Source organism: Vibrio sp. FF145 (assembly GCF_041439075.1).
In the GTDB taxonomy this organism is placed as follows: domain Bacteria; phylum Pseudomonadota; class Gammaproteobacteria; order Enterobacterales; family Vibrionaceae; genus Vibrio; species Vibrio tasmaniensis_A.
In genome coordinates this window covers 1-14,350 of the sequence record NZ_JBGONH010000012.1, presented here as the reverse complement: position 1 = coordinate 14,350, position 14,350 = coordinate 1, and the positions used below count along the sequence as shown (strand labels likewise).

15 protein-coding genes are annotated in these 14,350 nt (G+C 46.0%); 12 read left to right on the top strand and 3 right to left on the bottom strand.

The window, feature by feature from the left end:
* Nucleotides 1-59: 59 nt before the first annotated feature.
* From proB to pgpA, 10 genes are all read left to right on the top strand, one after another.
* Entirely contained in the window at nt 60-1,244 is a 1,185-nt protein-coding gene (gene proB, locus ACED42_RS06465) for a glutamate 5-kinase (protein WP_371701893.1), read from the top strand.
* Between the two features lie 66 nt (nt 1,245-1,310).
* Entirely contained in the window at nt 1,311-2,561 is a 1,251-nt protein-coding gene (locus ACED42_RS06460) for a glutamate-5-semialdehyde dehydrogenase (RefSeq protein ID WP_135444172.1), read from the top strand.
* Nucleotides 2,562-2,717: 156 nt separating this feature from the next.
* Nucleotides 2,718-3,167, top strand: coding sequence for a transcriptional regulator NrdR (nrdR, locus tag ACED42_RS06455; protein ID WP_004734394.1), 450 nt, complete (start codon nt 2,718-2,720; stop codon nt 3,165-3,167).
* A 10-nt stretch (nt 3,168-3,177) separates the two neighbouring features.
* Complete coding sequence (gene ribD / locus ACED42_RS06450) at nt 3,178-4,302, top strand: bifunctional diaminohydroxyphosphoribosylaminopyrimidine deaminase/5-amino-6-(5-phosphoribosylamino)uracil reductase RibD (protein WP_371701891.1); 1,125 nt, start codon at nt 3,178-3,180, stop codon at nt 4,300-4,302.
* 55 nt (nt 4,303-4,357) lie between these two features.
* Complete coding sequence (locus ACED42_RS06445; RefSeq protein ID WP_004734396.1) at nt 4,358-5,014, top strand: riboflavin synthase; 657 nt, start codon at nt 4,358-4,360, stop codon at nt 5,012-5,014.
* A gap of 108 nt (nt 5,015-5,122) precedes the next feature.
* The gene (ribBA, locus tag ACED42_RS06440; RefSeq protein ID WP_017099517.1) at nt 5,123-6,232 is read left to right on the top strand and encodes a bifunctional 3,4-dihydroxy-2-butanone-4-phosphate synthase/GTP cyclohydrolase II; all 1,110 of its coding nucleotides are present in this window, start codon (nt 5,123-5,125) and stop codon (nt 6,230-6,232) included.
* 280 nt (nt 6,233-6,512) lie between these two features.
* Nucleotides 6,513-6,983 carry a 6,7-dimethyl-8-ribityllumazine synthase gene (gene ribE, locus ACED42_RS06435; protein WP_004734398.1) on the top strand — a complete coding sequence of 157 codons (471 nt, stop codon included), beginning with the start codon at nt 6,513-6,515 and terminating at the stop codon, nt 6,981-6,983.
* Nucleotides 6,983-7,450, top strand: coding sequence for a transcription antitermination factor NusB (gene nusB, locus ACED42_RS06430; RefSeq protein WP_004734399.1), 468 nt, complete (start codon nt 6,983-6,985; stop codon nt 7,448-7,450). The genes ribE and nusB overlap by 1 nt, the downstream gene beginning before the upstream one ends.
* A 115-nt stretch (nt 7,451-7,565) precedes the next feature.
* Nucleotides 7,566-8,540, top strand: a complete 975-nt coding sequence (gene thiL / locus ACED42_RS06425) for a thiamine-phosphate kinase (protein WP_371701889.1) — start codon at nt 7,566-7,568, stop codon at nt 8,538-8,540.
* Complete coding sequence (gene pgpA / locus ACED42_RS06420) at nt 8,540-9,046, top strand: phosphatidylglycerophosphatase A (protein ID WP_371701888.1); 507 nt, start codon at nt 8,540-8,542, stop codon at nt 9,044-9,046. The genes thiL and pgpA overlap by 1 nt, the downstream gene beginning before the upstream one ends.
* A 119-nt stretch (nt 9,047-9,165) precedes the next feature.
* Here pgpA and dxs read toward each other — a convergent pair whose 3' ends face one another.
* Genes dxs through xseB form a run of 3 tightly spaced genes read right to left on the bottom strand, consistent with a single transcriptional unit; the run spans nt 9,166 to nt 12,218 of the window.
* Nucleotides 9,166-11,049: a 1-deoxy-D-xylulose-5-phosphate synthase gene (dxs, locus tag ACED42_RS06415; RefSeq protein WP_371701886.1), complete on the bottom strand. Its 1,884-nt coding sequence runs from the start codon at nt 11,047-11,049 to the stop codon at nt 9,166-9,168.
* 21 nt (nt 11,050-11,070) lie between these two features.
* On the bottom strand, nt 11,071-11,955 hold the full coding sequence (gene ispA, locus ACED42_RS06410; RefSeq protein WP_009847465.1) for a (2E,6E)-farnesyl diphosphate synthase: 885 nt from the start codon (nt 11,953-11,955) through the stop codon (nt 11,071-11,073).
* A gap of 20 nt (nt 11,956-11,975) precedes the next feature.
* Nucleotides 11,976-12,218: an exodeoxyribonuclease VII small subunit gene (xseB, locus tag ACED42_RS06405; RefSeq protein ID WP_004734405.1), complete on the bottom strand. Its 243-nt coding sequence runs from the start codon at nt 12,216-12,218 to the stop codon at nt 11,976-11,978.
* A gap of 298 nt (nt 12,219-12,516) precedes the next feature.
* Here xseB and pomA point away from each other — a divergent pair, with 298 nt between their 5' ends.
* Both pomA and ACED42_RS06395 read left to right on the top strand, forming a co-directional pair.
* The gene (gene pomA / locus ACED42_RS06400; RefSeq protein WP_009847464.1) at nt 12,517-13,281 is read left to right on the top strand and encodes a flagellar motor protein PomA; all 765 of its coding nucleotides are present in this window, start codon (nt 12,517-12,519) and stop codon (nt 13,279-13,281) included.
* Nucleotides 13,282-13,292: 11 nt separating this feature from the next.
* A complete protein-coding gene (locus tag ACED42_RS06395; protein WP_009847463.1) occupies nt 13,293-14,240 on the top strand; it encodes a flagellar motor protein MotB in 948 nt (315 codons plus the stop codon).
* Nucleotides 14,241-14,350 lie beyond the last annotated feature (110 nt).

Here is a 14,350-nt window from a genome sequence, read left to right as displayed (position 1 = left end):
CTATATAAAGCAAAAAGGTGCGATTTCGCACCTTTTCTGCTTGTGAATTCCCCTTTTGATTGCTAAAACATCACCTCTTATTTGTTTTATCCATAAAAGACTTCATGACAACAAATCATCAAAGCGGGACAACAGCACAGCGTAAAACTGTCGTTGTTAAACTGGGTACCAGTGTCTTAACTGGTGGAACATTGGCATTAGACCGCGCTCATATGGTTGAGCTGGTTCGTCAATGTGCTGAATTAAAAAAACAAGGCCACTCTGTGGTTATGGTTTCGTCTGGCGCAATTGCAGCCGGACGTGAGCACCTTGGTTACCCCGCACTTCCCAACTCGATGGCAAGCAAACAATTGCTTGCGGCAGTTGGGCAAAGTCAGTTGATTCAAGTTTGGGAGTCTTTATTTGCTATCTATGGCCTTAGGATTGGCCAGATGCTACTGACTCGTGCTGATCTCGATGATCGCGAGCGTTTTCTTAATGCACGTGACACGATCAATGCGCTTGTTGAGCACGACATTATTCCGGTAGTAAACGAAAACGACGCAGTAGCCACCAACGAAATTAAAGTGGGCGACAATGATAACTTGTCGGCCTTAGTGGGGATTTTGTGCGGTGCTGATAAGCTTTTGCTATTAACGGACCAAAAAGGCCTGTTTACGGCTGACCCTCGTAAAGACCCAAATGCTGAGCTCATCAAAGAAGTGAAAACTATTGATGACACACTGCGCAAGATCGCAGGCGGCAGTGGTACTACGTTAGGTACTGGCGGCATGGCGACAAAACTGCAGGCGGCTGATATTGCTCGTCGTGCGGGTATTGAAGTGATCATTGCAGCGGGCAGTGCTGAAAATGTGGTGTTTGACTCACTGAGTGACAACCCACAAGGCACACGTTTCTTGCCTTTAGCGGAAGCGCTTGAAAACCGTAAACGCTGGATTCTAGCGGGCCCTGCTTCAGCTGGTGACATTGTGGTCGACGACGGCGCAGTAAACGCAGTTAACACCAAAGGCAGCAGCTTGTTGGCAAAAGGGGTCGTTCGAGTTAAAGGCGAATTCTCTCGTGGTGAAGTTACCCAAGTCACAGACAGCAAAGGCAAGGTAGTGGCGCGTGGTATCGCTAGCTACTCAAGCCAAGACCTAGCAAAAATAGCAGGCAAGCACAGTAAAGATATTGGCGACATTCTTGGCTACGATTACGGGTCAGAAGTCATTCACCGTGACGACATGGTTGTAATCCAAGAATAGCTCGTGATGATAAGGCGAACCGCCTTTTTACATCCAAAGACAGACAGAATTTAGGGAGAGTTAAACGTGGATTTAACTAACATGGGTATCGCAGCAAAAGACGCTGCTTTCCACCTAGCGACCGCATCTACGGCGCAAAAGAATAAAGCATTGGCGATCATCGCTGATGAGCTAGAAGCAAACGCAGCAACGATTTTAGAAGCAAACGCGAAAGATATCGAACTTGGCCGTGAAGCGGGTCTGACTGATGCACTGCTTGATCGTCTATTGCTGAACGAAGAACGCTTAACCGGTATCGCTAACGATGTGCGTAACGTGATTAGCCTGAATGACCCAGTTGGCAGCGAAATTGACAGTAAGGTACTTGAAAACGGTATGTCACTCTCTCGCCGCCGCGTACCACTTGGTGTGGTTGGTGTTATCTACGAAGCGCGTCCAAACGTAACTATCGATATTGCAGCACTGTGTCTCAAAACTGGTAACGCAAGCATCCTACGTGGCGGCAAAGAGACATTCTTCTCAAACATGGAGCTGGTTAAAGTAATCCAGTCTGCATTAGAGAAAGCGGAACTTCCTGCGGCTTCTGTGCAGTACATCGAGAAACCCGATCGTGAACTTGTCTCTCAACTGCTTAAACTGGATGACTACGTGGATATGATCATTCCTCGTGGTGGCGCTGGTCTGCACAAAATGTGTAAAGAAAACAGCACCATTCCAGTGATCATCGGTGGTTTCGGTATCAGCCATATCTTTGTTGATGAGAGCGCTGATCTTGAGAAGTCTGTTGATGTGGTTGAAAACTCGAAAGTTCAACGTCCATCTGCATGTAATTCATTGGATACGCTGCTAGTGCATGAAGCGGTTGCTGAGGCTTTCCTTGCTAAGCTAACACAGCGTTTAGCAGGCAAAGTAACCTTGGTTGCTGACGCTAGTGCAAAATCATTGCTTACTGGTTTTGAAGACCAACGTGATGCCGTTGAAGGTGACTTTGACACTGAATGGCTAAGCTACACGCTAGGCGTAAAAGTAGTTGCGGATGTGGCAGAAGCGATTGACCACATGCGCGTACACAACGCGAGTCACTCAGATGCGATTATGACTAACAGTCTAGAGAGCTCAGAGCGCTTTATTAATTCAGTCGGTTCAGCTGCAGTCTATGTGAATGCATCAACACGTTTTACAGATGGCGCACAGTTTGGTTTAGGCGCTGAAGTCGCAGTATCTACCCAGAAACTACATGCTCGCGGCCCAATGGGCTTAGAAGAGCTGACAAGCTACAAGTGGGTAGGTAAAGCGAACTATTTAGTTCGCGGTTAACGCTGGTCGTTAATTTTACTCCTCAGCTCATTTTTGAAATGGCGATCGAGTAGCAATAATCAATGAATTACCACACAAAAGGGCCTTAATTGGCCCTTTTTCTTTCCTAACGTTTGGCAATTCCGTTACACTGATATTCAATTATTTGGAGGTGATATGCATTGTCCTTTTTGTTCAGAGAACGACACTAAAGTAATCGATTCAAGACTGGTAGCCGATGGCCATCAGGTTCGTCGTCGCCGTCAATGCCTTGCATGTAGTGAACGTTTTACGACTTTCGAATCGGCAGAACTTGTGATGCCTAAAGTCATAAAGTCGAATGGAAACCGCGAACCATTTAATGAAGATAAAATGGTCGGTGGTGTGCAGCGCGCCCTAGAAAAACGCCCAGTGAGTGCTGATGCGATTGAACTTGCGATCAGCACGATTAAGTCACAACTCCGTGCGACTGGTGAGCGTGAAGTACCAAGCGAGATGATCGGTAATCTTGTGATGGGCCAATTGAAAGAATTGGATAAAGTGGCGTACATCCGTTTTGCCTCTGTTTACCGCAGCTTTGAAGACATCCGAGAGTTTGGCGAAGAAATCGCTAAATTAGAGGATTAACTCCTCAATCATGTCAAACTTTACTCCCCTAGATTTTCAAATGATGTCGCGTGCTATTCAGTTAGCAAAACGCGGCATTTACACCACTGCACCAAACCCTAATGTTGGCTGTGTCATCGTACACAGTGACGGTCAGATCGTTGGCGAAGGTTTTCATGCCAAAGCCGGTGAGCCTCATGCTGAGGTACATGCTATGCGAATGGCGGGCGACAAAGCAAAAGGTGCGACTGCTTATGTCACGCTAGAACCTTGCTCGCACTATGGTCGAACGCCACCTTGTGCTGAAGGTTTGATTAAGGCTCAAGTTTCAAAAGTGATTTGTGCCATGCAGGACCCAAACCCTAAAGTCGCAGGCCGCGGTATCAAGATGCTACGCGACGCGGGTATTGAGGTTGAAATCGGCTTGTTAGAGCAAGATGCTCTCGATTTAAATCCTGCATTTATTAAGCGTATGCAAACGGGCATGCCATTTGTTCAGTTAAAGATGGCCGCTAGCCTTGATGGACAAACGGCATTGGAAAATGGTCAAAGCCAATGGATCACATCGCCAGAAGCACGTCGTGATGTTCAGAACTTTCGAGCAAAATCAGGCGCGGTGCTATCAACCAGCCAAACGGTGATTGAAGACAACGCGTCGCTGAATGTTCGTTGGGCAGAGTTGCCAAGCAGTACCAAAACAAATTACGTTGAAGACGAGTTGCGTCAGCCAATTCGCGTAATTCTTGATCGCCAAAATCAACTGTATCCTGAGCTCAAGTTATTCCAAACTCCAACATCGGTATTGAGAGTCGCTGAAACCTCTGCTGATATTGAAGTCGAAACCACAGATGCAGGTCAGCTCGATTTACACGATCTAATGCGTCAATTGCCAGCGAACCATATTGATCATATTTGGGTCGAAGCGGGCGCTACCTTGGCAAAAAGCTTGATTGAAGCGCAGCTAGTGGATGAGCTAATCCTTTATTTAGCACCTAAACTAATGGGCAGTGACGGACGAGGTTTGATGGGCGCATTAGGACTCACTTCAATGTCTGATGTGATTGACCTAGAAATTAAAGATGTTCGACAGGTTGGTGTGGATATTCGCATCGTCGCGAAACCTATTATCGCGAAACAAATAATAACGAAACCATAGTGGAAATAGTTCTGCTAACCAAATACATGTCGTTGACAACAAAAAGAGTTTTAAAATGTTTACAGGAATTGTAGAAGCCGTAGGTACATTGAGTGCAATCACTCCCCGCGGAGAAGACATCACCGTAACGGTTAATGTTGGTAATCTTGATATGGCTGACGTTAAGTTAGGCGACAGTATCGCGACCAATGGTGTTTGTTTGACGGTTGTTGAGTATAACGATCACAGCTACAGTGCAGACCTTTCGCTTGAGACCCTGAAAAAAACGGGTTTTGTCGATTACCAAGCTGGCGACAAGGTAAACCTTGAGAAAGCAATGTTACCAACCACGCGTTTCGGTGGACACATCGTGTCTGGTCACGTTGATGGCGTGGGTGAGATTGTTGAACGTAATCAAGTTGGTCGTGCGATTGAGTTCTGGGTAGAAATGCCAGCAGAAATCTCAAAATACGTGGCTCAAAAAGGTTCAGTAACGGTCGATGGTATCAGCCTGACTGTGAACGATTTACGCAAGAACGCATTCAAGCTGACTATCGTTCCTCACACTTCTTCAGAAACCACCATCGACCAATTCAATGTCGGTCGTAAAGTGAATCTAGAAGTTGATGTATTAGCGCGTTACATGGAGCGTTTACTGCAAGGTCAGCAGCAAGAGTCTGAGCCTGAATCTCGATTAACGATGGAATTCTTACAGCAGAATGGTTTTGCCTAACCGTTGATACAAAGTGCGTTAAGCGAGACTTTGTAAAGCGAAGCAATATCATCAGGTTTAAATAGTGTCGGTTCTAGGAAGCAGAACCATTTCAAAGGATATAGAACAATGCCAATTAGTACTCCTCAAGAAATTATTGAAGACATTCGCCTAGGAAAAATGGTTATCCTGATGGATGATGAAGATCGCGAAAATGAAGGCGATCTGATCATGGCAGCAGAACATGTGACGCCAGAAGCGATTAACTTCATGGCGATGTATGGCCGTGGCTTAATCTGTCTGACGCTAACCAAAGAGCGTTCAAGCCGTATGGGTCTAGCCCCTATGGTTCAAGACAACAATGCACAGTACACCACGAACTTTACGGTTTCGATTGAAGCGGCTGAGGGTGTAACGACGGGTATCTCTGCATCAGACCGTGCAGTGACAGTTCAAGCGGCAGTGGCGAAAGATGCGAAAGCGGCTGATCTTGTTCAACCTGGTCATATTTTCCCACTGACAGCGCAAGAAGGTGGTGTTCTAACGCGCGCAGGCCACACAGAAGCAGGCTGTGATTTAGCACGTCTAGCAGGCTGTGAGCCAGCTTCGGTTATCGTTGAAATCCTAAATGACGACGGCACCATGGCACGTCGCCCTGATCTTGAAGTCTTCGCTGAAAAACACGATATCAAATTAGGCACCATTGCTGACTTGATTGAATACCGCAACAACACAGAAACGACGATTGAACGTGTAGCACAATGTCATTTGCCAACAGAGTTTGGTGACTTTGAGCTTGTGACTTACCGTGACACGATTGATAACCAGATCCACTACGCGATGCAAAAAGGTGACCTGTCTGTGGGCGCTCCTTTAGTGCGTGTTCACCTGCATGACACGTTTACCGATCTACTTCACTCAGACCGTGGTACAGAGCGCAGCTGGTCACTAGATAAAGCGATGAAGCGCATTGGCGATGAAGGCGGTGTGTTGGTTATTCTGGGTAACGAAGAGTCGTCTGATTCTTTGATTCACAAAGTGAAGACATTCGAAGCTCAAGATAAGAACGAGCAGCCAACCATGGCTAAAAAGCAAGGTACCTCGCGTCGTGTTGGTGTGGGTTCTCAGATTCTACAAGACCTAGGTGTTCATGATATGCGTTTGTTGTCTTCAAGCACTAAGCGTTACCACGCATTGGGTGGTTTTGGCCTTAACGTTGTTGAATACGTTTGCGAGTAAGATGACGTCTGTCCGTTTATAGCGACATAATTTACCGATGATTTCAGTGGCTCTTTTAGAGGTTAATTTCGATAAAAGAGCAAAGTAGCCAAGCCCGATTCAAAACGTGTCGAATACACAAGTTTGGCTACTTGCTGCTCCAATATGGTTGAGAGCCGTGCTGCGTTATCATCTTTACATCTCCGGTGTCTGTTCTTCTAAATTAGCATTAGATATTGCTCACAGTTTTGTGCTAGAATCCGGCGATTCTCACTTGATGAAAATAGTTAAAGGAAGGCTTATGAAAGTGATCGAGGGTGGCTTCCCAGCGCCAAATGCAAAAATTGCTATCGTTATTGCTCGTTTCAACAGTTTTATTAACGAAAGTTTACTTTCTGGTGCAATCGATACTTTAAAGCGTCATGGACAAGTAAGCGAAGACAACATCACTGTTGTTCGTTGCCCTGGTGCAGTAGAACTTCCACTTGTAGCGCAACGCGTTGCAAAAACGGGTAAGTTCGATGCGATTGTATCTCTTGGTACAGTAATCCGTGGCGGTACACCTCACTTTGACTATGTTTGTAGTGAATGTAATAAAGGTTTGGCACAAGTGTCTCTGGAATTTTCTCTTCCAGTAGCGTTTGGTGTTCTTACTGTTGATACGATCGATCAAGCTATTGAACGCGCAGGAACCAAGGCTGGTAATAAGGGTGCAGAAGCCGCACTTAGCGCACTTGAGATGATCAACGTTCTTTCTGAAATCGATTCCTAATGGGGGCCAGTGTGAAACCAGCCGCACGTCGTAACGCACGTCAATTTGCTCTACAAGCAATTTATTCTTGGCAAATTACTAAAGAAAATATTGCTACCGTTGAAGAACAGTTCTTATCTGGTGGTAAGTATGATGAAGAAGAGCATCATGCCGCAGAACCTGCTCTAGCTATGCCAGAAACAGACGTTGCATACTTCCGCGACTTACTAACTGGTGTTGCTCTTAGCCACATGGAACTTGATAGCAAGCTTCGTCCATTCGTATCTCGCCCTATGCAAGATTTGGATTTGATGGAACTAGCGCTTCTACGTTTAGCTATGTACGAGATGACTCGTCGCGAAGATGTACCATACAAAGTGGTTATCAATGAAGCTATCGAGCTTGCGAAAGTATTCGCAGCAGAAGACAGCCATAAGTTTGTTAACGGTGTGCTTGATAAAGCTGCACCGCACGTTCGTAAGAAATAAGACGTTCGTATATTGAATCTAAAGGTCAGCTTTCATGCTGGCCTTTTTTGTAACTAAATTTCTGTAATATCAATAATTACGGTGATTTGTATGAAGACTAAAGATAGGGCATGTGATGTCTGGCGAATTTAACCTGATTGAAAAATATTTTGTAAATCGACAACCACAACGTAAAGACGTACATCTGGCAGCGGGCGATGACTGTGCTTTGGTCAAAGCGCCAAGTAATGTTCAGATCGCGATCAGTACGGATACCTTAGTGGCGGGCACTCACTTCTTAACAGAGGCGAATCCGGCATGGGTAGCACACAAAGCCTTGGCTTCGAATATCAGCGATCTCGCGGCTATGGGCGCGACGCCTGCTTGGGTTTCGTTTGCGTTAACCATGCCTGAAGTCGATGAAGCGTGGCTTGCCCCATTTTGTGATTCTTTTTTCAAACTTGCAGACTATTTTGGTATTCAACTTATTGGTGGTGACACGACCAAAGGGCCGCTGAGTTTAACGCTGACTGTACAGGGCTTTGTGCCAGAAGGCCGAGCACTACGCAGAGATGGTGCGAAAGTGGGGGACTGGATTTACGTAACGGGTAACTTAGGTGACAGCAAAGCTGGGCTAGAGGTGATATTAGACCCAGAACAGAACAAAGCTAAGCCTTATGCACTTGAGCTAGAAGAGAGGCACTACATCAGCTCTCCACGAGTATTGGCGGGGCAGGCGCTCGTGAACCTAGCTTCATCGGCTATTGATATCTCTGATGGCGTTATTGCCGATTTAAAACACATCCTTAAGCGTTCTCAGGTCGGTGCAAGCATTGATGTGAGTGCGTTACCAATCTCTGCTGAATTACTTCAATTCTCTTCTGATACCGCTTCTGCACAGCAGTATGCGTTGACCAGTGGTGAAGAGTACGAACTCTGCTTTACCGTGCCGGAAGAGAATAAAGGTTCATTGGAAAGTGCTTTGTCGCACACAGGTACAAAAGTCACCTGCATTGGCCAGATAAGACCTGTAGAATATTTTGAATTACACAATAATGGTGAACCACTAAGCTGGAACTTAACTGGTTACGATCACTTTAAGGTTAATTGATGACAAATCCACTTTCTCTTATTTCTCTTAAAAATCCTTGGCACTTATTGGCTACGGGTTTTGGCAGTGGCTTATCGCCGATTATTCCAGGCACAATGGGCACGCTCGCGTCTATTCCGTTGTACCTGTTGTTGGTTCAGTTACCGTTTCCTGCTTACGTAGCTGTGGTGGTGGTAAGCTGTATTATTGGTATCAAAATCTGCCAAGTAACGTCTGATGATATGGGTGTGCATGACCACGGTTCTATCGTATGGGATGAGTTTGCGGGCTTTTGGATCACCATGGGTCTAGTGCCTTTATTGAATATCCCTGCCGATGACTGGAAATGGCTGCTGACTGGCTTTGTGCTTTTCCGCTTCTTTGACATGGTGAAACCATGGCCGATTGGTTGGTTAGATACACGAATTCACGGCGGCTTAGGTATCATGATTGACGATATTGTAGCGGGTATTATGGCGGCTATTTCGTTGTATGCTGTAGCTCATTTCGCAGGTTGGTTAGTGTGAGCTAACTGAAGGGCTAAGGTTTCGCAGTCGATACTCCAAACTAACTAATTGATACTAAAAAGGTTGACCCTAGGGCCAACCTTTTTTGTTTTGTTGCTTATGCCGTTTGCTTGTGGAAGCTATTTAGCAAGGTAATCAGAGATAGACTTCTCTATGCCTTTAGCATCTAAGCCAAGCTCTTCATGCAGCTCGCCTTGAGTACCTTGAGCAATAAACTTGTCTGGTAGACCAAGGTTCAATACTGGCATCAGTAGCTTTTCTTTCATCAAGAATTCAATCACACCCGCGCCGGCACCACCTGCAATCGTGTTTTCTTCGATTGTAACCAATACATCGTGGTCAGCAGCAAGTTGTTTGATCAGAGCTTCATCGAGTGGCTTCACAAAGCGCATATCAGCAACTGTCGCATCAATAGCGTCAGCCGTTTGAAGTGCACTCTCAAGGAAAGTACCAAAGCTAAGAATAGCGACTTTCGAGCCATCCTTTGCTTTTTCGCTTTCGCGAACGATACGACCTTTACCAATCTCTAGCGCAGTAAACTCACTTTGAATCTCTGTACCCATACCATTACCACGAGGGTAACGAACGGCACTTGGACCTGTGTGCTGGTGGCCAGTGTATAGCATTTGGCGACATTCGTTTTCGTCGCTTGGTGCCATGATCACCATGTTTGGAATACAGCGCATAAAGCTTAAGTCGAACGCACCTTGGTGTGTTTGACCATCGGCGCCAACAAGACCTGCACGGTCAATAGCGAACATAACCGGTAGATCCATGATAGCGACATCGTGGATCAGTTGATCGTAGCCACGTTGTAAGAACGTCGAGTAGATAGCCACAATCGGCTTATCACCCGCAATCGCCATACCCGTTGCTAGTGTCACTGCGTGCTGCTCAGCAATCGCTACATCGAAGTACTGTTCTGGGTATTCTTTCGAGAAACGCACCATGCCAGAACCTTCACGCATTGCTGGCGTAATTGCCATCAGCTTAGGATCTTGCGCAGCCATATCACACAGGAAGTCGCCAAAAATCTTAGAGAAAGTTGGTTTCGAGCTGGTGCTCTTAGGCAGACTTGAGTGTGCGGGATCGAATTTCGGAACGCCGTGGTAACCTATTGGATCTTTCTCTGCTGGCTCGTAGCCTTTGCCTTTCTTGGTCATGATATGCAGGAACTGAGGGCCTTTTAGGTCTCTCATGTTCTTCAGCGTTTTAATCAGCTCATTCACATCGTGACCGTCAACCGGACCAATGTAGTTAAAGCCTAACTCTTCAAACATGGTGCCAGGGACAACCATGCCTTTTAGATGTTCTTCTGTACGACGAACGAGCTCTTTAATCGGCGGAACGCCCGATAGCACTTTCTTGCCGCCCTCACGAATTGACGTGTAAAGACTGCCAGAAAGAACTTGAGCTAGGTGATTGTTTAGCGCACCGACGTTTTCAGAGATCGACATCTCGTTATCGTTCAGGATAACCAGCATGTCATTGTGAATATCACCCGCGTGGTTCATCGCTTCGAAGGCCATACCTGCGGTAATCGCGCCATCACCAATCACACTGACGACTTTACGGTTCTTGCCCTCTTTCTTCGCACTGATCGCCATACCAAGTCCGGCGCTGATCGATGTTGAAGAGTGACCAACAGAAAGCGTGTCGTATTCGCTCTCTTGCCGCCATGGGAATGGATGCAGTCCATCTTTTTGACGGATAGTCGATAAGCGGTCACGACGACCTGTAAGGATCTTGTGCGGGTAGGCTTGGTGACCAACATCCCAAACCAACTGGTCAAAAGGCGTGTTGTACACGTAGTGCAGAGCAACGGTTAGCTCTACCGTACCTAAGCCCGATGCTAAGTGGCCACTTGACTGGCTCACTGAGTTTAGAAGATAGGTGCGTAATTCATCACAAAGCTGTGTAAGCGTCTCTTTTGGAAGTAGACGCAAATCCTCTGGCTTATCAGCCAAAGCAAGAGTTGGGTACTTGGATATATCAAGAGTCATAGGTAATGCGCGCTTATTGTCTTAGTTCTTGCGCTCGATGACGTATCGGGCGAACTCTTCGAGTAACTGGGTATTGTATGGGATTGCAGCCAAAGCTTGAAGCGCTTCCTGTAGCAGAGTTTGCGCTTTTTCTTGAGCGCCCTCTAAACCTAACAAAGAAGGGTAGGTGCTTTTGTTCAATTCTTGATCAGAGCCCTGTGGTTTACCCAAAGTTTCGGTATCGCTAATGATATCTAAAATATCATCCTGAACTTGGAAGGCTAACCCGATTGCATCGGCGTACTTATCTAATTGAGGCATCACTTCAAACGCTTTTTCGCCAGCAGCAAGAGCACCTAAACGAATCGCACTCTTCATTAGAGCGCCAGTCTTGTTACGGTGAACTTCTTCTAACTCCTCTAGCGTGACAGAGCGGTTTTCAGCTTCAATATCAAGTGCTTGTCCAATACACATACCTTGTGCACCAGACGCTTCTGCTAGGCGTTGAATCATTCGAACGCGATTGCTTTCCCCGTCAGCACTTAATGTGCCTTCCGCAAGTATAGTAAACGCGAGAGTTTGTAGTGCATCGCCAGTTAAAATTGCCGTTGCTTCATCGTATTTGATGTGACAAGTCTGATGGCCACGACGCAATTCGTCGTCGTCCATTGCTGGAAGGTCGTCGTGAATCAGAGAATAGGCATGAATACATTCGATTGCTGAAGCTGGAGTGTCGAGTTCTTCCGCAGTGCAACCGAGCATTTCCCCTGTAATGTAGACAAGAAACGGACGTGCGCGTTTGCCGCCTAAAAGTAACCCATAACGCATCGCGTTAATGAGATTCTGATTTTGGTGTGGCAGGCGATCAAGCCAAAGGTTAAGTTGCTCGTTATTACGTGCTTGATAAGACAATAACGTCTCGATCATAGGGGATCTCATACAATTTGTTATTCAGGTTGTGGGTTAAAGTCACTCAGTTCTGCATTTTCATCATTTTGCAGCAGGATGCTAACACGCTGTTCAGCGTCGTTTAGTTTACTTTGACCAGCACGAGCGAGGGAGATGCCTCGTTCGAACTTTTTCAGCGCATCATCTAAAGCTAGATCACCATTTTCTAGTTGATCAACCAAGCCATCAAGCTCTTCGATAGCCGCTTCAAAGCTCATATTTTCAGGTTTCTTAGTAGCCATAATAAATCTGCGTTTGGAAAGATGAACGAACGTTACCCTAGGCCGCTGAGATGGTCAAATGTAACCAAGAATTTTTGCTAGAAAGTTCGTTTTTAAGGCGCTTGAATTTACTTTGATTGATTAACCGTGGCTTTATCGAGTTTATACGCTTTGGATAAGGCCAAAGTAAGCCAATAGTTGTGATTCAAAAACGAAAAGTGTGATACTTAGACGAAGAATTAACTAAAAGATCTTATAGTCTTGCCGATAAGAATATTATCGTCGACGTAGAACTGTAAAAAAGCATGAGGAGTGCTCAGTGGATTTAGCAACCCTAATAGGTTTGATTGGTGGATTTGCCTTCGTAATTATGGCAATGATCCTAGGTGGAAGCCTCGGGATGTTCTATGACACGACATCCGTTTTGATCGTGATTGGTGGTTCAACGTTTGTTGTTCTAATGAAATTCACCATGGGACAGTTCTTTGGTGCGGCAAAAATTGCCGGTAAAGCATTTATGTTTAAAGCCGATGAGCCAGAAGATCTTATTGCTAAAGTCGTAGAGATGGCGGATGCCGCGCGTAAAGGCGGTTTCTTAGCACTTGAAGAGATGGAAATCAGCAACAGTTTCATGCAAAAGGGTATCGACCTATTGGTTGATGGCCATGATGGTGATGTAGTGCGTGCAGCACTGCAAAAAGACATCGCGTTAACCACAGAACGTCACGAACAGGGCGCTAAAGTATTTACAGCTTTTGGTGATGTTGCACCCGCAATGGGTATGATTGGTACCTTGGTTGGTTTGGTTGCCATGCTTTCGAACATGGATGATCCAAAAGCGATCGGGCCGGCGATGGCGGTTGCACTTTTAACTACTCTATATGGTGCAATTCTTTCGAACATGGTGTTCTTCCCTATCGCGGACAAACTTGCTCTACGTCGTGACCAAGAGACACTGAATCGTCGTTTGGTGATGGATGGCGTACTCGCGATTCAAGATGGTCAAAACCCACGAGTTATTGACGGTTACCTGAAGAGTTACCTTAACGAAGGTAAACGTACGATTGATGGTGAAATGGCTTAAGGGGAATAAAAATGGATGAAGAAAATCCATGTAAATGTCCCCCTCCGGGTTTGCCACAATGGATGGGAACATTTGCTGACTTGATGTCATTGTTGATGTGTTTCTTTGTACTGCTCCTCTCATTCTCGGAGATGGACGTACTGAAATTTAAACAGATCGCAGGCTCAATGAAATTCGCGTTTGGTGTACAAAACCGCTTGGAAGTGAAAGACATTCCTAAAGGTACCAGCATTATTGCGCAGGAGTTTCGTCCTGGTCGCCCAGAACCGACGCCTATTGATGTAATCATGCAGCAAACCATTGATATTACTCAGCAAACTCTAGAGTTTCATGAAGGGGAATCTGAGCGTGCTGGCGGTACGATGCGTGATCAGGGCAAGATGACGGGGGGTAAATCAGCAGAGGTTTCTGCGCACAACAACCAAAATTCAGAATCAGATCAGCAGCAACAGCAAGCTCAAGAACAGTCTCAAGAGATGGAAACCTTGATGGAGAGCATCAAGAAGGCGTTGGAGCGAGAGATCGACCAAGGCGCGATTGAGGTGGAAAACCTTGGCCAGCAAATTGTGATTCGAATTCGCGAGAAGGGTGCATTCCCATCAGGATCCGCTTTCCTACAGCCTAAGTTCCGACCTTTGGTGAGACAGGTTGCCGAGTTAGTGAAAGATGTTCCGGGCATTGTCCGAATCTCTGGGCATACTGATAATCAACGTCTTGATTCTGAGCTTTACCGTTCTAATTGGGACTTATCATCGCAGCGTGCGGTGTCTGTGGCTCAAGAGATGGAAAAGGTCCGTGGTTTCTCTCATCAACGCTTAAGAGTGCGTGGTATGGCTGATACTGAGCCAGTAGAGCCGAACGATACTGAATGGCAACGTAGCTTAAACCGTCGTGTTGAAATCAGTATTATGCAGGGCGAACCGCTTTACAGTGAAGAAGTCCCAGTAATCACTGAATAGTATTTACCAAGAATATGCACCCCAAAGCTCAATCTGTCGTAGATTGGGCTTTTTCTTGGTTCATCGCGGATTAGCGGGAACTTAAAACAAAAACGGTAGTAAGTGATATG